Source organism: Parvimonas sp. D2 (assembly GCF_035282635.1).
Lineage (GTDB): Bacteria > Bacillota > Clostridia > Tissierellales > Peptoniphilaceae > Parvimonas.
Map to the genome: position 1 here is coordinate 79355 of NZ_JAYKBO010000005.1, position 22713 is coordinate 102067.

17 protein-coding genes are annotated in these 22713 nt (G+C 28.7%); 7 read left to right on the plus strand and 10 right to left on the minus strand.

The window, feature by feature from the left end:
* Nucleotides 1-6: 6 nt before the first annotated feature.
* The 4 genes from VJI77_RS06300 to VJI77_RS06315 are packed head-to-tail and all read right to left on the minus strand — an operon-like array spanning nucleotide 7 to nucleotide 3281.
* A complete protein-coding gene (locus tag VJI77_RS06300) occupies nucleotides 7-504 on the minus strand; it encodes a DUF4446 family protein (protein ID WP_293439769.1) in 498 nt (165 codons plus the stop codon).
* Nucleotides 504-1652 (minus strand): aminotransferase class V-fold PLP-dependent enzyme, encoded by a 1149-nt coding sequence (locus VJI77_RS06305; RefSeq protein WP_323988778.1) that lies wholly within the window; start codon nucleotides 1650-1652, stop codon nucleotides 504-506. Before VJI77_RS06305 ends, VJI77_RS06300 begins: the two co-directional genes overlap by 1 nt.
* 4 nt (nucleotides 1653-1656) lie before the next feature.
* Nucleotides 1657-2487: a ParB/RepB/Spo0J family partition protein gene (locus tag VJI77_RS06310; RefSeq protein ID WP_293439767.1), complete on the minus strand. Its 831-nt coding sequence runs from the start codon at nucleotides 2485-2487 to the stop codon at nucleotides 1657-1659.
* The gene (locus VJI77_RS06315; RefSeq protein ID WP_323988779.1) at nucleotides 2487-3281 is read right to left on the minus strand and encodes a ParA family protein; all 795 of its coding nucleotides are present in this window, start codon (nucleotides 3279-3281) and stop codon (nucleotides 2487-2489) included. Before VJI77_RS06315 ends, VJI77_RS06310 begins: the two co-directional genes overlap by 1 nt.
* Nucleotides 3282-3587: 306 nt before the next feature.
* Between VJI77_RS06315 and VJI77_RS06320 the strand changes: the two genes are divergently transcribed.
* Both VJI77_RS06320 and VJI77_RS06325 read left to right on the plus strand, forming a co-directional pair.
* Nucleotides 3588-4871: a C40 family peptidase gene (locus VJI77_RS06320; RefSeq protein WP_293439765.1), complete on the plus strand. Its 1284-nt coding sequence runs from the start codon at nucleotides 3588-3590 to the stop codon at nucleotides 4869-4871.
* Nucleotides 4872-5318: 447 nt separating this feature from the next.
* On the plus strand, nucleotides 5319-10868 hold the full coding sequence (locus VJI77_RS06325; protein WP_323988780.1) for a VaFE repeat-containing surface-anchored protein: 5550 nt from the start codon (nucleotides 5319-5321) through the stop codon (nucleotides 10866-10868).
* Between the two features lie 122 nt (nucleotides 10869-10990).
* On the opposite strand, the gene rsmG is transcribed toward VJI77_RS06325, so the two are convergent.
* From rsmG to VJI77_RS06340, 3 genes are all read right to left on the minus strand, one after another.
* Entirely contained in the window at nucleotides 10991-11704 is a 714-nt protein-coding gene (gene rsmG / locus VJI77_RS06330; protein WP_323988781.1) for a 16S rRNA (guanine(527)-N(7))-methyltransferase RsmG, read from the minus strand.
* Nucleotides 11697-13583: a tRNA uridine-5-carboxymethylaminomethyl(34) synthesis enzyme MnmG gene (gene mnmG, locus VJI77_RS06335; RefSeq protein ID WP_323988782.1), complete on the minus strand. Its 1887-nt coding sequence runs from the start codon at nucleotides 13581-13583 to the stop codon at nucleotides 11697-11699. The genes rsmG and mnmG overlap by 8 nt, the downstream gene beginning before the upstream one ends.
* Before the next feature lie 533 nt (nucleotides 13584-14116).
* Nucleotides 14117-14671 carry an RNA polymerase sigma factor gene (locus VJI77_RS06340; protein ID WP_323988783.1) on the minus strand — a complete coding sequence of 185 codons (555 nt, stop codon included), beginning with the start codon at nucleotides 14669-14671 and terminating at the stop codon, nucleotides 14117-14119.
* 222 nt (nucleotides 14672-14893) lie between these two features.
* Between VJI77_RS06340 and rpiB the strand changes: the two genes are divergently transcribed.
* From rpiB to VJI77_RS06355, 3 genes are read left to right on the plus strand one after another with little or no spacing between them, the layout of a single operon-like run.
* Nucleotides 14894-15325 (plus strand): ribose 5-phosphate isomerase B, encoded by a 432-nt coding sequence (gene rpiB / locus VJI77_RS06345; RefSeq protein WP_323988784.1) that lies wholly within the window; start codon nucleotides 14894-14896, stop codon nucleotides 15323-15325.
* Nucleotides 15326-15333: 8 nt separating this feature from the next.
* On the plus strand, nucleotides 15334-16293 hold the full coding sequence (locus VJI77_RS06350) for an NAD(P)H-dependent glycerol-3-phosphate dehydrogenase (RefSeq protein WP_323988785.1): 960 nt from the start codon (nucleotides 15334-15336) through the stop codon (nucleotides 16291-16293).
* Nucleotides 16294-16302: 9 nt separating this feature from the next.
* Complete coding sequence (locus VJI77_RS06355) at nucleotides 16303-16731, plus strand: hypothetical protein (RefSeq protein ID WP_323988786.1); 429 nt, start codon at nucleotides 16303-16305, stop codon at nucleotides 16729-16731.
* A 35-nt stretch (nucleotides 16732-16766) separates the two neighbouring features.
* Here the strand turns inward: VJI77_RS06355 and VJI77_RS06360 are convergent, their stop codons facing one another.
* The 3 genes from VJI77_RS06360 to VJI77_RS06370 all read right to left on the minus strand — a co-directional run bounded on the left by VJI77_RS06360 (nucleotide 16767) and on the right by VJI77_RS06370 (nucleotide 22098).
* Entirely contained in the window at nucleotides 16767-19373 is a 2607-nt protein-coding gene (locus VJI77_RS06360; RefSeq protein WP_323988787.1) for a KAP family P-loop NTPase fold protein, read from the minus strand.
* Nucleotides 19374-19496: 123 nt separating this feature from the next.
* Complete coding sequence (locus VJI77_RS06365) at nucleotides 19497-20657, minus strand: CD0519/CD1768 family membrane protein (protein ID WP_293439898.1); 1161 nt, start codon at nucleotides 20655-20657, stop codon at nucleotides 19497-19499.
* Nucleotides 20658-21411: 754 nt separating this feature from the next.
* The gene (locus VJI77_RS06370; protein WP_323988788.1) at nucleotides 21412-22098 is read right to left on the minus strand and encodes a lysoplasmalogenase family protein; all 687 of its coding nucleotides are present in this window, start codon (nucleotides 22096-22098) and stop codon (nucleotides 21412-21414) included.
* A 156-nt stretch (nucleotides 22099-22254) separates the two neighbouring features.
* On the opposite strand from VJI77_RS06370, the gene VJI77_RS06375 reads away from it, so the two are divergent.
* The gene (locus VJI77_RS06375) at nucleotides 22255-22440 is read left to right on the plus strand and encodes a hypothetical protein (protein WP_009354849.1); all 186 of its coding nucleotides are present in this window, start codon (nucleotides 22255-22257) and stop codon (nucleotides 22438-22440) included.
* 10 nt (nucleotides 22441-22450) lie between these two features.
* Complete coding sequence (locus VJI77_RS06380) at nucleotides 22451-22666, plus strand: DUF2922 family protein (RefSeq protein ID WP_009354829.1); 216 nt, start codon at nucleotides 22451-22453, stop codon at nucleotides 22664-22666.
* The last annotated feature ends 47 nt before the right edge of the window (nucleotides 22667-22713 follow it).

Sequence of the window (22713 nt, forward strand, 5' to 3'; positions counted from 1 at the left end):
TTCTCATTATTTTTCTAATGCCATCCTTAATGCTTCAACTTCTTCTTTTGACAGTTCTTGATTTACTATCCCTGATTTTACTTCTTTTGCATAAGTTATGCAACTTTCTCTACCATAGATAGTAGTTAATAATAAACCATCATTATAGCCATCTAATAATGCTATTGAATAAGATAATTTATTTTTTAAGTCATGAAAAGCATCATATTTTACGAAACCAATTTTTTGTATTGGAAGTGCAAAGCCTTTTTTTGCAATTTCTACTTCGTATGCCAGTTCATTTACTTTTTTATCTATTTCAAAAATATCTTGTGAGTGAGCTTGAATCAATTCTCCCATATTTAAATCGCTTCTACCTCTCAAAAGCATATCATATTTTCTTTTTTGAATACTAAGCTTTTTATTAATTTGGTTGTATTGATACAACATAAATATTAAGACAATTAACAGTATTATTAAAAATAATCCTGAATGTGAATTTAAAAATTCTAATATTGAATTCACTACTTTTTATTCCTTTCTATTATATTTTTAAGAGCATTTGCACATTGTTCAACTTCTTCGATTGTATTAAAATATCCAAAGCTAAATCTAATTGCTCCTAATTCATCCGTGCCTAAAGACTTATGAGCAAGTGGCGCACAATGGAAACCAGGTCTTGTATAAATGTCGAATTCATCACTTAGGATATAAGAAACTTCTGAACTATCCATATTCTTAACATTTAAACTTACAACAGCACCTTGCCTGTCATCTAGAGTCCCATAAAGTATAATATCATCATTATCCTTTAATAAATCTATAAAATGATTTTTTAAACTAATTTCATGATTTCTTATATTTTCAAGACCGACTTGATTTATAAAGTCAATTCCTTTACCCAAAGCTATAATACCAACTCCATTAGGTGTTCCACTTTCAAGACTGTCTGGATATAATTCTGGTTGATCTATACTATGAGAATAACTTCCCGTACCACCTTGTTTTAAAGGTTTAACTTTAATACCTTCCTTTATATATAGAGCACCTGTTCCCATTGGTCCAAAAAGAGCTTTATGGCCTGGAAAAGCAAGCAAGTCGATATTCATATCTTGAACATCTATATCTAAAACTCCAATAGATTGAGCAGCATCTACAAGATAGAGTATATTATTTTCTCTACAAAATGCTCCAATACTTTTAATATCTACAATAGTTCCAAATACATTAGACATATGCGTAGTTACTATCATCTTAGTATTAGGAGTTACTGCATCAAAAATCTTTTGTGGGTTTATATATCCTTGATTATCAGCATATACAATACTTAAATCAATTATACCATCTTTTCTTAGTTGATTAAGAGGTCTTAGAACAGAATTATGCTCCATTGATGTTGTTACTACATGATCACCCTTTTTTAAGACACCCTTTATTGCTAAGTTTAAACTATCTGTAGCATTAAAAGTAAAAATCACATTAAGAACTTCAGTTCCATTAATTAGCTTACAGATTTTTTCTCTTGTCTCATAAATTTCTAAATCCATCTTCATAGCAAGTTTATGACCACTACGTCCGGGGTTTCCAGCATAACCTAAAGAACATTCCATTATCTTGTCAGTTACTATTTTAGGTTTAGGAAAAGTGGTAGCACCATTATCTACATAAATCATATTATTACTCCAAATTATATATATTCATCAAGCTATCTATTATTCTTTGTAAATCTGCTTCATTAAGATAGCTTATTTCTATTTGACCACCTTTTTTCTTTTCGTGAATTTTAACTTTTGCATCTAAAACTTCAGTTAATCTCTCACAAATATCCTTTATAAAAATATCTTCATTTTTATTTTTACTTTGCTTAGCCTTTTTCTCAACATCTCTAATATTAACCTCTTTAACAAGTAGTTTATCAAGATATTTTTTTCTTTCTTCTTCAGTTTCTAAAGAAAGTAAAGTTCTTCCCTGACTGGGACTTAATTCTCCACGAATTAAATATTCTTTAATATAATCTGATAGATTTAACAGTCTTAGATTATTTGCAATGTAAGATCTACTCTTGCCTATTATATCTGAAAGCTCTTGTTGTGTTAGTTTATACTCCTCCATTAAGGTTTTTAGAGAAATAGCTTCTTCAATTGGATTTAAATCCTCTCTTTGAATATTTTCTACTAAAGCAAGTTCTCTTGCTTTTCTATCAGTAACATTCTTAACAACAACAGGGACTTTTTCTAATCCCGCTAATTTTGAAGCTCTAAATCTACGTTCACCAGCAATTATTTCGTATTTATCATTAACTTTTCTAACTACTATAGGTTGAATAACGCCATCAGCTTTTATAGAATTGGCTAATTCTTCTAAACTATCATCATCAAAATTTTTTCTCGGTTGATCTTCTCTAGCCATCAATTTATTCAACTCAACAGTTAATAAATTCTCATCAGTAATAAAGTCTTCTTCTCTTAAAAGAGAACCTAGACCCCTACCAAGACCTTTTTTCTTCATTATTTTCTCCTATTCTTGATTAATTCCTTAGCTAAAGACAAATAAGCTATAGCTCCTTTAGAATTTTTATCATAATATATTATACTCTCTCCAAAACTTGGTGCTTCAGCAAGTCGAATATTTCTAGGAATAACTGTATCAAAAAGTTTATCCTTAAAATAATTTTCTGTTTCTTTCTTTACATCTTCAGATAAGTTATTTCTTGAGTCAAACATTGTAAGTAGTACCCCTTCTACTTCAATATCAGGATTTAAACCCTTCCTTATTATATTGACGGTATTCATTAATTGACTTACACCTTCTAAAGCATAATATTCACATTGTATTGGAATTAGAACACTTTGAGAAGAAACTAAAGCATTAATACTCAATACTCCTAATGATGGTGGACAGTCAATAATGATAAAATCATAATTAGGTGGTATTTTACCTATTTCATTTTGTAATAAATATTCTTTCTTATCTACACTTAAAAGTTCAATTTCTAAGCCACAAAGATCAGAATTTGCAGGAATAATATCTACATTCTTAGACTTAGTCTTTTGGATAGTATCATTTATTTCCTTTTCATGAGTTAAAACATCATAAATTGTTATTTCGGTGTTGTCAACTCCTAATCCTGAAGTTGAATTTCCTTGTGGATCCATATCAATTACTAAAACTTTCTTTCTATTAAAGCCTAATGCTGACGCTAAATTTACAACAGTTGTTGTCTTGCCCACCCCACCTTTTTGGTTAAATATCGAGATTACTCTCATTTCTCTTTTCTTTTTAAAAGCATCAAAAATTTTCATAACACTTCCCTTATTGCTTAATTTTCTAAACTTTCATTAATATATACTATATAATGATTCGTTTTTTATATTATTAACATAATTATTATACCATAAATTTTATGTATTTTTTTAAATTTAAGAAAATTTATTAAAAAAATATGTTTCACGTGAAACACTTGCGGTTCAAAATTATTGTTTCACGTGAAACAATGCAAAAAATAATATGTTGTAACTTATTTGTAACCTTTTGTAATTTTTTTGTAACTTTTTATTGACTTTTTTCAATAGTTAGTGTAAAATGTGTCTATGAGTTAGGAGGTAATTATGAAAATTAAGAAAGTTTTGACAACTTCTATGTTGTGTGCATTAGTTTGTACTGGTATACCAGCAGCAATATCTTATGCAGACGAAGCAGACAAAGTTGCGGTTGAAATTCATAGTACAAATATTGAGGAAGTAAATAAAACATTAGTTAGCAATTTAAGTATGGCCTTAGGAACTCCTTCTGTTTCAGAATTAGAAAAAGTAGAACAACAAAATAAAATATATTCATTAGTTACTGAAGAAGATACTAAAATGCCAGAGTTAGAGGAAAATGCATATTATGTAAAAGAATCTACAGAAATAAAACCAGTTTTAAGCAATAATACAGAAGAAACTATTAAGGTTGAAAAAGGTTCTGTTGTTAAAGTTGAAATGAGTGGTGACAAGATGGCAACTGTTTCTGTTGATGATAAAGTTGGAACAATTGATGTTGAACTTTTAACTAAGGAAACTGTTGAACCTGAAAAGAATGAAACTGAAATTAAATTAGCTGAAAAGAAAGCAGAAGAAGCCAAGAAGGCAGAAGAAGCTAAAAAAGTAGAAGAAGCTAAGAAGGCTGAGGAAGCTAAAAAAGCAGAAGAAACTAAGAAAGCTGAAGAAAAGAAAGCGGAAGAAGCTAAAAAAGCTACAGTTAAGAAAGTAAGCCTTTATGCTACAGAAAACTTAAATGTTAGATCTGAACAATCTGCTACTTCATCTAAGCTTGGTATTTTATCAAAAGGCGAAAAAGTTAACGGTATTGATAAAGGTGAATGGGTAGAATTCAATTTCAATGGAAAGACTGGTTATGTAATTAAAACTTATCTTTCTGATAAGAAACCAGAAGTTGAACAACCAAAACAAGAAAATAAGAAGCAAAATAGTTCAAATTCAAATAGTTCATCTAAGAAAGAAAATCAAACTTATAATGCTGACATAGATACAGTTGTTGAGTTAGCATTAGCACAAGTAGGTAAACCATATATCTGGGCAACATCTAATCCAAACATTGGATTTGACTGTTCAGGATTAACATATTATGTTTACAAACAAGTAGGAATTAATTTAAGTAGAACATCATATACTCAAATTAATTATGGTACTAGAGTTTCATCATCAGAATTAAGAAAAGGAGATTTAGTATTCTTTAATAATGGTGGTGGAAGAATTAGCCACGTTGGTATTTACATTGGAAACAACAAGTTTGTTCATGCATCAACTCCAGGTACTGGTGTTATTGTAAGTAAACTTTTTGGAAGCTATTTCGGAAATACTTTCGTTGGAGCTACTAGACTTATAAAATAATTCTTTGAATTTTGAAATTAAGACGGTTTAATACCGTCTTTTTTTGTGTTAAAAAATATTTGTGAAACATTAATAATAATATATATATTAAAGAAGAAAATTGTTTAAGATATATTAAATTTACAATAAATGTTTAGGATAATATTATCATGTGAAAATTTTTGAAAATTAATTAAGAATTTCTTATAACTAAATTTTGCTGTACAATGTAAAAATAAATGTAAACCAACATTAATATAAGAGAAATATTGTAAAATATCTCTTGAAATAAATTGATAAATAAATAACTTATAATAATTTTTATCAAAATTTGCAAATAAAAACGTTTTATTATATGACTTTTTACAAAAACTATAGACATTTGTTTATTATTCTGACATAATATAGAAGCAAACGAAGGTTTATTTATTGTATATTTATTTATTTTATAAGGAGGGAATATAAAAAATGAAAAAAAGGAGTTGTTTTTTGTTAGCACTACTTATGGTGTTTAACATTCTTGTTCCAGGAATTGGTACCAATTTATCATATGCAAAAGATATGGCAAATAACAAGAATATATCTGAAAAGAAACAGAACTTCTCATCAAACAAAGCAGAAATTAACACGAAAAAAGATGTTAAGACTGAAGATAAAAAAGAGGGAAAATCTACCGAAAAAAATATGCCAGCAGTATTATCTTCTGAAAAAAACAAAGAAGAAATGGCAAATGCAACTGGTAAAACATCAGAAAAAAAAGTAAATAAGGTAGAAAAAAATAACAATATAGATAAAATGCTCAATAATGAGATTTTTGCATTGAGTAGAAACGTGCGTGGAGGAGAACTTAAGGCAAATGTATCAATAACACGTTTTAATATTTATAAATTTAAGCATCAATTAGGAGATCCACCAGTTACTAAACTATATTCAGCTGATCAGTTTGATTTAGAGCTTGATTGGGATGCTTCAAGTTATGGGAATTCTATTAAAGAGAATGATTATTTTGAAGTACAATTACCAACACAAATGCAATTTCCATTATCTGGCTCAGCTACACAGTTTGATTTAGTAGATACCAGTGGAACTGTTGTAGCAAAAGGTAAAATCAACGCTGTAAATGGTGGTGGTGGAAAAATTGTTGTAACTTTTACTAAATCGGTAGAAGGATTGTATAATGTTAAAGGGACAATGAAATTAGAAGCATCATTTGTAAGTTCTAAAATAAAAACTGATGCTAATAATACTTTTACAATTACTGTAAATGGAAAACCTATTACCCATACGATTCATATAGATAAACCAGGAACATTGGACGGTGAGACCTTAGCTAAATATGCATACGACCCAGACAAGGCTGAACAAAAGGTTCAATGGGTTGTCCGAATTAATTTATCTAAAGGACTTAATTTACAACATACTTTTATATCAGATGAACTTTCTCCAGCTGGAGCAAAATATTTGGATGGCACGATAGTGCTTAAAGAAGTAGAATATGATAATATTGGAAAGGTAACGAAAGTCATTAAGGAATATTCTCAAGCTGAACTTAATTCAATGATTAAGTTTAATGGGGATAAGTCATCCTTTACACTGAATATAGGAAGTCCGGGAAAAAAGAGTTTTCAATTACGTTATCAAACCACTTATCCTGATGATAAAATTGTCAATAAAGTTATTTTAAAAGGTGATGGAATTCATAAAGAGTATCATGGCGGATTTAATTCAGCTAGTTCTTCAGGAACAGGAGAAGGAAATAAGGGAAAAGTAAAGATTGTTAAAGTAGATGCAATCGACCCTAATATTAAACTTCCACAAGCGAAATTTGAAATTAGAGTTAAAGATACAGATGAATTAATTGAAACAATGGTTACAGGAGATAATGGGGAAGCTATTTCTAAAACAACATTGAATCCTATTAAGAAATATGTACTAAAAGAAATCAGTACTCCTCCTGGATATCAAGTTGAATCAACAAGTGAAAACTTGGAATTCACTCCAGATTTAAATAAATTAACAACTGTAGCTGTTAAAAATAAACGTATTTTAACAAATATTTGTGGTAGAAAAACTTGGGTAAATGACGACGGTTATAATGTTCGTCCATCACAAATTACAATCCAATTAGTTGCTGACGGGAAGGATGTACCTGGCAAAACTCAAATTGTAAAACCGGATCAAAACGGAGATTGGAAATATGAATTTAAAGATTTGCCTAAATACAGAACAGATAAACGTGATGCAAACGGAGATGATATTCCTATAGTTTATACTGTAAAAGAAGTAAAAGTTCCAGAAGGTTATACTTCTGAAGTTTCAGGTATGAATGTAAAGAATACTTTCACACCAAAGGAATATGACTTTAAATTTAGAAAAACTGACGTTGCGGGAAAAGAATTAGCAGGAGCAAAGATTAAATTGAGCTCAGATGACGGAAGAGCTACAATAAAAGAAAATGGAGTTAAAGTACCATCAGTAGAATGGATATCAGATGGAACTGCTAAGCAATTAACTCTTGAACCTGGTAATTATACATTTGTTGAAACTGCAGCACCAGAAGGATTCTCTTTAGCTACTACAATTAAGTTTACAGTAAATAAAGATGGATCAGTAAGTGGAACTACTGTAAAAGTTGATGGTTCAACAACTATTATCTCAATGGTAGATGATTATAAATATCATCCAGTGACAGTAAGTAAAGTAGACTTAGGTGGAACAGAATTAGCTGGAGCAAAGATAACTGTTAAATCAGCTGATGGAACAAACTTAATTAGCGATAATGGTAAAAGTGTAAATTCAGTTTCTTGGGAATCAACAAATACAGCAAAAGAATTGAAATTAAGAGCTGGTAAGTATGTATTCCATGAAGAAGCAGCACCAGAAGGATACTTAACAGTAACAGATATAGAATTTGAAGTTGATAAAGACGGAAATGTAAAAGTAACAAAAGTAGCAGAAGATGATATAGTAAAATCAGAAGGCGGAAAAGTTACAATAACAGACCGTAAGAAACCAACAGTAGAAACAGAAGCAAAAGTAAATGGCGAAAAAGAAGATGCACCAACTGACAAAGTAGTATTAACAGATGTTGTTAAGTATAAGAACTTAATAGTAGGAAAGAAATATATAGCTAAGTTAGTATGGATGGATAAGGAAACAGGAAAGCCATTCTTAGTAGACGGAAAAGAAGTTACAGCAGAAAAAGAATTTGTAGCTGAACAAGAAAATGGCGAAATCGAATTAAGTGTAACTGTTGATGCTAAACATTTCGAAAAAGATACACAATTAGTAGCTTTTGAAGAAGTGTATAAGGACAATGTTCTAGTAGCAGCACATAAAGATATAAATGATGAAAATCAAACAGTAAAAGTAAAACAACCAAAACCAGACTTAAAGACTGAAGCAAAAGTTAATGGAGAAAAGGAAGTAAAAGCAAAAGACGAATTAACATTAACAGATAAAGTAAGCTATAAGAATTTGGTAATTGGAAAAGAATATACTGTTAAACTTGTTTGGATGGATAAGGAAACAGGAAAGCCATTCTTAGCTGATGGAAAAGAATTAACAGCAGAAAAGACTTTTGTGGCTGAAGCTAGCGAAGGTGAAATTGAATTAAGTGTAAATGTTGATTCAAAATACTTTGAAAAAGATACAACATTAGTAGCATTTGAAAAGATGTTTGAAAATAATGTTGAAGTAGCAGCGCATGAAGACATAAATGATGTTGATCAATCAGTTGTAGTAAGAGAAAACTTCAATCCAGTAAAAGTAAGTAAAGTAGACTTAGGTGGAACAGAATTAGCTGGAGCAAAGATAACAGTTAAGTCAGCAGATGGAACAAACTTGATAAATGATAATGGAACAAAGGTTAATACAATAAGCTGGGAATCAACAGATACAGCAAAAGAATTAAACTTGTTACCAGGAAAATATGTATTCCATGAAGAAGCAGCACCAGAAGGATACTTAACAGTAACAGATATAGAATTTGAAGTTGACAAAGACGGAAATGTAAAAGTAACAAAAGTAGCAGAAGATGATATAGTAAAATCAGAAGGCGGAAAAGTTACAATAACAGACCGTAAGAAACCAACAGTAGAAACAGAAGCAAAAGTAAATGGTGAAAAAGAAGATGCACCAACTAACAAAGTAGTATTAACAGATGTTGTTAAATATAAGAACTTAATAGTAGGAAAAACTTATAAAGCTAAGTTAGTATGGATGGATAAGGAAACAGGAAAGCCATTCTTAGTAGATGGAAAAGAAGTTACAGCAGAAAAAGAATTTGTAGCTGAACAAGAAAACGGCGAAATCGAATTAAGCGTAACTTTAGATGCAAAGAACTTTGAAAAAGATACACAATTAGTAGCTTTTGAAGAAGTGTACAAGGACAATGTTCTAGTAGCAGCACATAAAGATATAAATGATGAAAATCAAACAGTAAAAGTAAAACAACCAAAACCAGACTTAAAGACTGAAGCAAAAGTTAATGGAGAAAAGGAAGTAAAAGCAAAAGACGAATTAACATTAACAGATAAAGTAAGCTATAAGAATTTGGTAATTGGAAAAGAATATACAGTTAAACTTGTTTGGATGGATAAAGAAACTAATAAGCCATTCTTAGCTGATGGAAAAGAATTAACAGCAGAAAAGACTTTTGTGGCTGAAGCTAGCGAAGGTGAAATTGAATTAAGTGTAAATGTTGATTCAAAATACTTTGAAAAAGATACAACATTAGTAGCATTTGAAAAGCTATTTGAAAAGAATGTTGAAATTGGAGCACACGAAGATATAAATGATGTTGATCAATCAGTTGTGGTAAGAGAAAACTTCAATCCAGTAAAAGTAAGTAAAGTAGACTTGGGTGGAACAGAATTACCTGGAGCAAAGATAACTGTTAAATCAGCAGATGGAACAAACTTGATAAATGATAATGGAACAAAGGTTAATACAATAAGCTGGGAATCAACAGACACAGCAAAAGAATTAAACTTGTTACCAGGAAAATATGTATTCCATGAAGAAGCAGCACCAGAAGGATACTTAACAGTAACAGATATAGAATTTGAAGTTGATAAAGGCGGAAATGTAAAAGTAACAAAAGTAGCAGAAGATGATATAGTAAAATCAGAAGGCGGAAAAGTTACAATAACAGACCGTAAGAAACCAACAGTAGAAACAGAAGCAAAAGTAAATGGCGAAAAAGAAGACGCACCAACTAACAAAGTAGTATTAACAGATGTTGTTAAGTATAAGAACTTAATAGTAGGAAAGAAATATACAGCTAAGTTAGTATGGATGGATAAGGAAACAGGAAAGCCATTCTTAGTAGATGGAAAAGAAGTTACAGCAGAAAAAGAATTTGTAGCTGAACAAGAAAACGGCGAAATCGAATTAAGCGTAACTTTAGATGCAAAGAACTTTGAAAAAGATACACAATTAGTAGCTTTTGAAGAAGTGTACAAGGACAATGTTCTAGTAGCAGCACATAAAGATATAAATGATGAAAATCAAACAGTAAAAGTAAAACAACCAAAATCTAAATTAAAGACAGAAGCTAAGGTTAATGGTAAGAAAGAAGCAGTTCTTGAACAATCATTGACATTAACAGACTATGTTCATTATACTAATTTAGTTGTTGGTAAAGAATATACAGTTAAACTTGTTTGGATGGATAAAGCTACAGGAAAAGAATTATTAGTAAATGGTAAGCCATTAACTGTTGAAAAAACTTTTGTTGCTGAAAAGAGTAATGGTACAATTGAGTTAAGTACAGTTGTTGAAGCTAAATATTTAACACAAGGTAAACTAGTAGCATTTGAAACAATGTATGAAAAAGGAAGAGAAATAGCTTCTCATAGAGATATTAATGATGCAGATCAAACTATCTTATTGAAGAAACCTAGATTACCTAAGACAAATATAGGTTCAAACTTAACAGCATATGTAAATATGTTACTTGGATCAGGAGCTTTAGTTGCATTATTAGATTCTAAACGTAGAAAAAGATCAAAATAATCGAAAGATTAAACAATAAAAAATGAAGGTCAGTAACGACCTTCATTTTTGTTGTACAGATACTCTGCTATAAAAATCTCTTAAATACAAAAAAGAAGGCATTTAAACCTTCTTTTACTCTTTTATAACGGTTTTTTCTTTATTTGTCCCATATTTCTTGGAAAATTATTCGGAGTTTTTCCTACCTTTCTAATAATCAAAATATTTCTTTCTGAAATTTCTCCAATTTGCTCAATTTTAAAATTCAATACATTCTCCAATTTGCAATTTAATTTTTTAAGTGCATTTTTTGAATTTTCAACTTCTTCAAGATATGAAGGTCCTTTCATTGCAAGAAATAGTCCATTTACTTTTAAAAATGGAATTGTAAATTCCAAAAGTAAAGATAGAGAAGCAACTGCTCTTGAACTCACTATATCAAAACTTTCTCTAAATCCGTCTTTTCTTCCAACTTCTTCTGCACGTCCGTGAATAGCTTTTATGTTTTTTAAATTCAAATATTCGATTACGATATTTAAAAACTTAATCCTTTTATTTAAGCTATCTAACATTGTTACTTTTAAATTTTCATTATATAGTTTAAGTGGAATTGCAGGGAAACCTGCACCAGTTCCTACATCTAAAACAGTTTTATCGTCATCAAAAAGTCCAGCTTTTGTAAGCAATAGACAATCTAAAAAATGTTTTGTATTCATAGCTTCTTCATCTGTAATAGCTGTTAAATTTATTTTTTCATTCCATTCCAGAATTAATTTTTTGTAAATTTCAAACTTTTCCAAAGCTATATCACTTAAAATAATATTTTCTTTTTGAGTTAAACTTTTTAAATTATCCATTTTTTCTCCTTTGAGTTTCAAGATGAATAAGCAAAACATTTATATCTGCTGGACTTACTCCTGAAATTCTACTAGCTTGTCCTACTGTTTCAGGTCTGAATTTTGCAAGTTTTTGAACTGCTTCAATTCTAAGTCCAGATAGGGAATTATAGTCGATATTTTCAAGTTTTTTGTTTTCAAGTTTTTTAAATGCCTCTATTTGTTGACTTTGTTTTTCTATATAACCCTCATATTTAATCATCGTTTGAACTTGCATTTTTATCTCTCTATCCAAAGGTTCACGAGTTGTATCCAAATCCTTAATCATCTCATAGTCAAGCTCAGGTCTTTTTATTAAATCATAAAGGCTTACTGCAGTTTTAAGTTTCATACTTCCTAAGTCTTCCAAAGCTTTATTTGTATTTTCCTTTGGGGTTAAGATAGAAGACTTTAATCTATTTATTTCATTTTCAATTAAAGTCTTTTTATTTAGGCATTTTTCATAACGATCTTTAGTTGCCAAACCTATATTATAGCTCATTTCCGTAAGTCTTAAATCTGCATTATCTTGTCTTAAAGAAAGTCTGTATTCAGTTCTTGAAGTCATCATTCTATAAGGCTCATCAGTTCCTTTTGTAATTAAATCGTCGATTAAAACGCCGATATAGGCATCACTTCTGGTAAGCACAAAAGGTTCTTTTCCTAAAATATTCATTGCTGAATTTATCCCTGCGATAATACCTTGACTTGCAGCTTCTTCATAACCGGAGCTTCCATTAATTTGACCTGCAAAGAATAGATTTTTAATATCCTTATGCTCTAAAGTAGCCCTTAAAATAGTCGGATCAATACAATCATATTCAATTCCATAAGCAGGACGCATTATCTTAACATTTTCAAGTCCTAAAATACTTTTATACATCTGCTTTTGAACTTCAAGGGGAAGAGTGCTGCTGACACCTTGAACATACATTTCAGAAGTATCTAAACCCTCAGGCTCAATAAAAACTTGATGTTCGTCTTTTTCATTAAAACGTACGATTTTATCCTCAATAGAAGGACAATATCTTGGACCTACACCCTTTACAATTCCTGCATACATAGGACTTCTATGAAGATTTTTTTCAATTATTTGTTTAGTTTCTAAAGTTGTATAAGTTAAAAAACAATCTTCCTTATGATTTCCTATATCTTTTCCTTCATTCATAAAGGAAAATGGAATTATATTGTCATCTCCTTTTTGAATATCCATTTTTAAATAGTCAATGGAATCTCTATGAACTCTTGCAGGAGTTCCGGTCTTGAAACGTCTAAGTGGAATACCTAAATTTCTTAAACTATCACTTAAAAAAGTAGAGCATTTCCAGTTGTTTGGACCACTTTCATAACAATTTTCTCCAATTAAAATCATAGATTTAAGATAAGTTCCCGTACAGATGATAACTGCCTTTGCAGGGAAGATTTCATTTGAAGTCGTTAAAACTCCTGTTATTTCATTATTTTCAGTTAAAATTTCCTTAACTTCTGCTTGAATTAAGTCTATATTTTTTTCGTTTTCTAAAACTTTTTTCATTTCAGTATGATACATCTTTTTATCTGCTTGAACACGTAAACTGTGAACAGCTGGACCCTTTGAAGTATTTAACATTCTGGATTGAATAAAAGTCTTATCTATATTTATCGCCATTTCTCCGCCTAGAGCGTCAATTTCACGAACTAAATGGCCTTTTCCTGTACCGCCTATATTTGGATTGCAGGGCATATCGGCAACTGAATCCATGCTTATTGTAAGAATTGCAGTTTTAAGTCCAAGTCTAGCGCTTGCAAGACCTGCTTCGCAACCGGCATGACCTGCTCCGATTACGACAACATCATATTTTTCGTCTATAAAATTTGTCATTTTTTCTCCTTATAAAAATCTACATAAATATACATATTATATTTTACCACAAAATTGTAAAAATTTCATAAAAATATACAAAAAAAGAACTCAAAGAGTCCTTTTCGGAATATGGGGGAGAAAAATATAATTGTAAAATGGATTTATGAAATATCTAGTACAGTTATATATTGTTTTTTATACAAGTCCTTAGCAGGACTTACAATTATTTGTAACGAATAATTGTAGTGAGATCTCTCCGTTCCACTCAGCTTCGCTTCGTTACAGTCGAGATGACGTGTAAAGAGAATACTTCGTTTTATAGCTAGACGTTAAAAGCAAATAGAATTTAAAGAATATTTAAAAATTTTATATAAAATTAAAATTTTTCACGTCATAGCACCAAGAAGAGTAAAGCCCCCAAACACGTCATCTTGAGCGAAACGTAGTGTAGTCGAAAGATCTCAACTATTGCTTGTTTACAAGCAATAGTATTTCTGAAAGAAATCTAAACTTATTATGTATCTACGATACATCCCATTGGTATCTAAATACTACAATTCCCTAATATCTATTTCATTTTCTATAAACTTAACTTTAAGTTTTTTCTTTGCTATTTTATAATACTCTTTAACTGTATCTTCCTTTATTTTCATTTTCTCAGCAATTTCTTTATTTTTTAAATTCTCATAAAATTTGTATTCTATAACCTCTCTTTGCTTTTGGGGGAGAGTGGACACAATTTCTCTTATCTTTTTATTCAATTCATTTGTTTCAATCTCTCTTTGTGTATCTGCATTTTCATCAACAATAAGCTCCAAAACTTCGATTGTCTCATCATCTTTTGTCTGATATATTTTAGAATATGTCTTTTCAGTTTCTTTTTTTCTTTTAAAAAATTTTTGCATATAAAAAAATTTTAATTGATATTTTAAATAACATTCAAGTGAAACTTTTCCACCACCTTTATAGCTCTCCAAAAGCTCCAAAATTTTTACAACTCCGTCTTGATATGCATCTTCATAACTTATGTAATTTGCAAAATACTTTTTTATACTCGCTTTAATCAAAGGACTAAAATCTTCTATAATTTTCTCTCTGTCGTACATCTTTCCTCCTGATTTTAAGACATGACGGTATTTTAAGTTGTTGGGTTAAGTTTGCTAATTCTTGGTATTATTATATCACTTTTTTAACCTAAGGTCAATTATAAAGTTACTAAAATTTATATTATTTACTATATAGTATCTTTATAAGTTACTTAAATACTTGACTATACTTAAGAAATATATTATTATTAGTTATATTAAATAGCAATTAAGGAGAGTTGTATGAAGATAATAATTGGTAATGATCATTCAGCAGTTGAAATGAAAAATGAATTAGTAAAATTTTTAGAAGAATTGGGACATGAGGTTATAAATGTAGGAACAGATGGAACTGAAAGTGTGGATTATCCACTTTTTGGACAAGCTGTTTGTAAAAAAGTTTTAGAAAATAAAAATTCTTTAGGAATTGCAATCTGTGGAACAGGAATCGGAATTTCAATAGCTTGTAACAAGGTTAAAGGAATTCGTGCAGGTCTTTGTAGTGAAAGTTTTTCAGCTAGAATGACAAGAAAACATAATAATGCAAATGTCCTTTGTTTGGGGGCAAGAGTTACTGGAATAGAACTTGCAAAAGACATTGTAAAAACTTTTATTGAAGAGGACTTCGAGGGTGGTCGTCATCAAAAAAGAATAGACATGTTAGAAGAAAAATAGGAGATTTTATGAAAATTGCTGTTATAGGCTGTGGAAGATGGGGAAGTTTCATAGCTTGGTATTTAGATAAAATAGGAAATGACGTTACTTTATACGGAAGAGAAACTTCAGAAAAGATGAAAAACTTTTTAGAGAATAGGAAAAATAATTTTCTTGAACTTCCTAAGTCAATTTCTTTAACAACAAATATAAATGATGTTTTCGATAAAGATTTAATTATCATTTCTATTGGAACACAGGGTTTAAGGGATTTATTAAATGAGAACAAATCCCTTTTTAAAGAGAAAAATATTCCAATTATTCTCTGTATGAAGGGAATTGAAATAAAAACAGGTTTTACTCCTACGAAGATTGTAAAAGATATTCTAGGAGAAAATTACTCTTGTGGGGCTTGGATTGGACCGGGACATGTTCAAGACTTTACAAATGGAATTCCAAATTGCATGGTAATTGACTCAGATGATAGGGAATTAGTTAAAAAATTAGTCGATTCTTTTTCAAGTAATTTAATCAGATTTTACTATGGAACTAATCTCTTGGGAAATGAAATCGGAGCAGCTTCAAAAAATGTAATAGGTATCGCTGCGGGAATGCTTGACGGATTTAATTTAAGCTCATTAAAAGGAGCGTTGATGTCAAGAGGAACGCGAGAAATTGCAAGACTTATTGAAAAAATGGGTGGAGATAAAAGCTGTGCATATGGACTTTGTCATCTTGGAGATTATGAAGCTACTGTTTTTTCCGAATTTAGTAATAATAGAAAATTTGGAGAAAAATTTGTAAAGGGCGAAAGCTTTGAAAAACTTGCAGAGGGATATTATACAACAAAGGCATTAATGGACTTGTCCGAAAAGTATGATGTTGAATTGCCTATAACAAATGCAGTCTATGAAATAATATATAATAAAAAAGACCCAAAAGAAATTTTGGATAATCTTTTTAAAAGAAGTATAAAAATGGAATTTTAAGGAGAATCTATGTTACCTTTAATTTTAATTCCTTTACTTTTATGTATTTTTAACATCTATCGAAGATTAACTTGTATCATAAAAGTGAAGTTTACAAAATTTACATTAATGACTCTAATAATCGCATTAGCTTTTATGCTATTTGCAGGATATAGATTAAAAAATGACTTGGTTGGATATATAATAGTTTTATCTTGGTGGCTGGCATTCTTTACAAGCATGATTAGTGCAGGAATAAGTGATAGAGGGATTATTCATCCTTGGCAATTAGTTGCAAAGCTCTACAGATGGGATAGAATAAGAAGTTTTTCAATTGAAAATAGCGGAAAGACCATAATGGTAAACTTTAAAATTTTTAGAGACTTAAGACAAGAATACGACAAAAGCGACTTAGACAAAATCAAAAAAATCGCAAAACAATACAAATTAATAAACTAATTAAAGCAATTAAAAAAGGAGTGAAATTCACTCCTTTATTTTTTGGGGGGGTATTTCTCTTTAAAATCTTTCTTTATTTTTTCCTCTTTTTCATCTTTTGGAGGGTATTTTTCGATTAAATCGTGTATATAAGTTGAATTTAAGATTATATCTGAAATTAAATGGCTTAGATTATAAAAAAGACTTCTTTCTATTATAAAAAAGTTAATAAATTCATATAAATTTTCTCCGTTGGTTACTGCTTTACATAATAGTTTGTCTATATAATTTATAATCTTATAAGACCAAGTATCATATCTTTTAGTTAAATAACTATAAAATTTAGAGTAAAAATCTTCGTCTTTTATAATTATAGGATTATTAAAGATAGGTTCATACATTTTATCAATTAAGAAATTAAGATTTTTATTTGAAATTTCATTAAAATTATATTCATACATAAACATTTTCTTGCAGTATTTGTTAGAGTCTTTTTTGTAATCTTCGTGTATATTATCAAGGATACGATTAATATCATTGTTTTCTCTAAAACTTTCAAAGATAGCCAGTAAAACTGAAACTATATTCTCATCTAAATAGCGTCTTAATTTAGGAATATCCTTATTACTCCTTATTAAATTATAAAGACTATTTTCGTTATGAGAGGTGCATTTGCTAAATAAATCCCACAATACTATCTTATCTTTAAAATTTTTTAAATTAAAAGCAATTTCAGATTCTAGTAAACTAAAAGAATACATAATATCATATTTTGTTAGGTGACTTTTCAAATTTAAACAATCAATTATCAATATTTTTTGATATTTATCATAATTAGAATTCTCTAATTCTTCATATTCTTGACTAAAATATTTATAATTAGAAATTAGATCATCTAAACAGTATTTTATTTTTCGAATATTAGATTCTATAGGTAAATAACATAATTTAAATAAAACAGGATTTAATATTGAGTGTTTTCTATTTTCACTTTCAGAGAAAAGTAAGTACATTAAGTCTTCATAATCTTTATATTTATTTGAGATTGTTTCTGTTCTGTGCTTAATATCTACAAGGGATTCTCTATCATTGTATATATTAAGATAAGTATTATAGTCTAAATATTTTATAGCTTGAATAATAAAATAATCACTTTCAATTTTTTGTTTATTTAATTCATTTAAAAAATCAGGTTTTATTGTGAGATAATTACAAAAATGAATAAATTGTCTAATATTTGTAAATCTTTTACAAATTGTTTTTATTACTTTAGAATTTTGCAAGTTATAATTATAAATATTAAGTAAAATTTCAAGACATTCTTCTAAAGTATTTCTATCTAAAATAGGCATAAATATTTCTTTGTTTATTATTTTTTCAATATACTTTGAATTTATTTGCTCATGTTTAAAAATTGTATTTAATCTATTTCTATCATAAGCAACAATATAAGTAATATTTGGTAATTTAAATAGAGTTTCTATTAGAGTGAGTAAAAATATAACATTATCTGATTTCATTCTATCTAAATTGTCAATAATAAAAATTAACCTTTTATTAAATTTTTTTAGTTTTTCTTCTAAATCAACTTTAATTTCTTTATATTCAGTATAATCATCTATTCTATTTTCTAAATAGCTTCCAATACCTTTTCCTACATAGGGGATATGAGTAGATATATTAATTAGAGCATTTTGAACTTTTTTTCTTTTATAATAGCTAATATTTTCGCCTAAATTTTCCATTATTATATTATACATTGCTAAAATTAGAGAGTCTTGAGATTTAATTGTCCATGGGTCAAAATCTCTTATTAAGATAAAGGTATTTTTATCTAATTCTTTTATTGTGGAGTTTATAATTGTGCTTTTTCCGCTTCCCCATTCTCCAACTATTCCTATTGTAGAAAATTTATTAATAGCAATTTTCAATTCCTCTTTAGTTCTGTCTACTTTAAAAACATCAGGTATATCATCGTCACTATCTTTAATTATTATTTTATCAATATTATCTTCTTCAAACTTAACATAAAGTATATCTTCTAAAGTGCACATTTTTTTATTGTTTTTTTCTTTTGGTTGAGATTGACTTTTTGCAGGTAATTGAGTTTCTTTAGTATTGTTAATTTTTTTAAATAAGAAAAATCTTCTAATAATTAAAATAAGAGATAATACTGTTAAAACTATTATTATGGAAGTTATAATTACTGTAAATGATATAGTAATATTTCTTTGTATCAATCTTTTAGTTAAATTATATATTAAAAGTAAATCTCTATTTTTTATAGATTTAATTATAATAATCATAAATAATAATGTTATTAAAAATCTATTAGAAATATATATAGCTTTATCAAGTTCATTAATATTTTTTGATTTAAAGTTTTTTCTAATACTAAAAATATAAACAATAAAGCTAATAGTAAGTATTGCCATAAGTACATATATATTTTCTTGATTTATAATTTTTCTTTCATAAAGCATATAAATTGATAATGATGTTAACATTGAAAGAATAATCACAAAATATCTATCTACTTTTTTCTTGCGTTCTTTAAAATATTTTAGCTGTTTTTCATATTTTTTATTTATATATTCTTTTAACTTTTCCCATTTTTCTTTTATAAAGTTTGGTTTATTACTAGTTTCTTTTTCCTTATCCATAACTCTCTCCCTTAAAAAATTTTATATAAACATAAGATTATTATATCATAAAGGATAATTTTATTAAATATAAATTAAGGCATAAAAAAGGTAGCATTAAAATGCTACCAATATTTGTAATTTTTAGAATAAATGGAACAACATATATAAAATATGTGCTGCAGCTCCGGCAACTAATCCACCAATTGTATGGCTGATTAATGCTTTTCCTGTTGCTTCTTTTGTTCCAAGTGCATCCATCATTGCAATGTGAGTTGAGATATATCCACTCCAGCACATACAGATTGCAGTGAATACTGCAATGTCGTTTCCAGAAACTTTTCCTACTGCTGCCATTTTTGCAACTGTTCCTATTGCTGCTCCTGTTGAGCCTAATGCAGTTATTGGAACTGCTATTGCTTCTGGAGAGCTGAAACCGAATAATGGATTAAGTATGAAAGATAATTTTGATCCTATCCATGGAAGAATGCCAACACCTTCGTTAGCTGCCCCAGTATAGACTCCTTCAGCTCCGGGTCCGTTTGTAAGAATAATAACTAATGTACAAATGATTACAACGCCAGGAATAATTGAAAGTCCCATATCAACTCCAACTTTTCCGCCATCAAGGATAGCTTGAATGAATCTTGAACCTGCACTACCTTCTCGTACAACTCTTGAGTTTTCCGGAATTTCAACACTTGATTTTACTTCAACATATTCAGTCGTTCCATACATTTTTTTAGTAGCAAGCATCATAAGTCTAACAGATACTACACTACCTATAACTGCTCCCAAGTTACCGATTAAAGCACTCGTAACAGCTCCTTCAACATTAAGTCCCATCATAGTAGTTGTAGTGATAAGACCCATACCAAAAGCAGTTCCAAGATTTGTAAGAGCTGGCATTTGATATTTTTTGAAATAACGTCTAAAGTTATCATCATGTGCTAATGTTAAGATAGCAGGGTTGTCTGATAGGTAACAGTTTAACATACCTAGAGATGAAGCTCCTGGTAAGTCATAAATAGGTTTCATAATTTTTGACAGAAGTTTATTTACAAGAGCTATTACTCCAAATTCAGAGAATAGACCTGAAATTGCTCCAGCCAATACGGCAATCGCCATCAAGTAAAGACAAACATTCATAAGCAAGTCAAAACCTGTATTCATCATAGTTTTGATCATATTTATTCCACCCATTTTTCTACCAATTAAGATAAAAAAAGTTAGGAATAAACCAAGGCAAAGAAAGTTTTCGAGTCCAATATCTTTTTTGAATCTTCCAATATTCTTTTCTTCCAATTCAATATACCTCCGATAAATAAATACTATGGTTATTCTATCATAAAAGATATAAAAAAACAATGGAAAAATATATTTTTATTAAATATTTTAAATAAATATTATAAATTTGAAAAGTATATCAGAATGTTATTATTTCAACGATAATTCACTTTGGTAGCGTGTAATATTTTTATGTTTGAAAGAGTTTCGTTCTTTGTGTAAGAATTTAATATTAATGTATGAGATGTGAACTATTTTATTGTAAAAATTTTGAAGTTTATTTACCATTAACGTCTAGCCACGAAACGAAGTATTATTCCTTATACGTCATCTCGACCAACGTGGAGAGATCTCATACTTTTGCATTAGCAAAAGTAAATGTATCGTAGATACATCCACTATGGAAATCTCATACTAAAAGGAGATTTAGAGATTTTATAATTATAGTATATAAATATTATTTTAGTCCTTTCAGGACTTACTATTATTTGTATACAAATAATAGTAATGAGATCTCTCCACTACACTCAGCTTTGCTTCGTTTCGGTCGAGATGACGTGTTGGGGGCATTACTTTGCAAAGTGTTATGACGTGAATTTTTATTGTGAAAGAATAAGATTATTAATTTTTCAATCAATAATAGTATTATAAAATGTAGAGTGTTTTTAAATAATAAACAATTTTTGAAATTTATTTACCATTAATATCTAGCTACTAAACGAAGTATTATTCCTTATACGTCATCAACAAAAAAACGACTGAATACAGTCGTTTATATTAACAATAGTCCAAAACCCATTATTAAGAGAAATTTTGCAATTGTGTAAACCAATGTCGTACAGATATTAAAAAATCTGTTGTTTTTAACAAATGTGACAAATAAAAATAGTGAGTTTGAAATTAGGAATAGATTACTTCCTAAAATCAAAAGTAATGCACCACTTCTATAATTAAAAATTCCAATTAAAATTGTCAAAATGCAAAGTAAGGCATTAAAAAATGCAAATGCATAAAGATAGATTATATCTCTTCTAAAGTATTCACTCGCATATTCAAATGAAACAATGATTTCAAAAGCTACAAATCCAAAATACAATACTATTAGCAATATAGTAAGTAAATAGTTTAAATTTGTGATTTTTATAAATGTAGTAAGTTTTATTATATAAAAAGTCATTCCGATAATAAATAAAGGAAGACCCATAATTATGTTTTTCTTATTTCTTCTAGTGAATAAAATATCTCCAATCCAGAAGAATAAAATAGCAAGATATATTAAAATATCATGGTTTTTAAATCTAAAAAAATAGAATAATGCCAATAATGGTATTAATAATACATTGAAAAAATTTCTTTCCGTATTCTTTTTTTGTAATATCATATATAAATTACCAAAGGTAAATAATGTATAAATTAATAAAATCAGGTACGAAATAATTCTAAATATCCCGTTGTTCATATTGCCTCCAAATTTCTTAGTATTAATTATTTTAACATAAAAAGTCGCTATAAACAAGTTAAAGGAATAATAAATATACCTTATCCCCCCCTTTTTTCAAAAAATTTTTATTATATAAGTGTAAGGCTTACAAAATAAATAAAAAGGAGAAAAGATATGGCTAAAAAGTATTTAAAGGTTAGTTTTAACCTTGCTAATTCTAAAAAGAGAAGTGTTACTGTTAAGAATATTCAAAGTGAATCTTCTGATGAAAATTTAAAAAAATTAGGAGAATTTGTTGAAAAATTTATTGACGGTACAAGAAAAGAAACAATTAAAGTCGTAGAAACAACTTTAGAATAGGAGGGAAAGTATGAAAAAGACATTGAGTATGACTCTAATATTAGAGGATGGGAAAAATATGGCATTTACAATTTCTAATATTAAAAATATATCAGCAGATGAAGCTTCTGATATTATAAAAACTTTTGATTATAAGTCAGTTTTGGCTAAGGATAATTTAAAAGTTACTGGAATTAAAAAGGCTAATATTATTTCAACAAGCTATGATGAAGTAACAGTAATTTAGTAAAAAAAGACCTTTGGGTCTTTTTTTGCTTAAGATAGGAGGGGAAA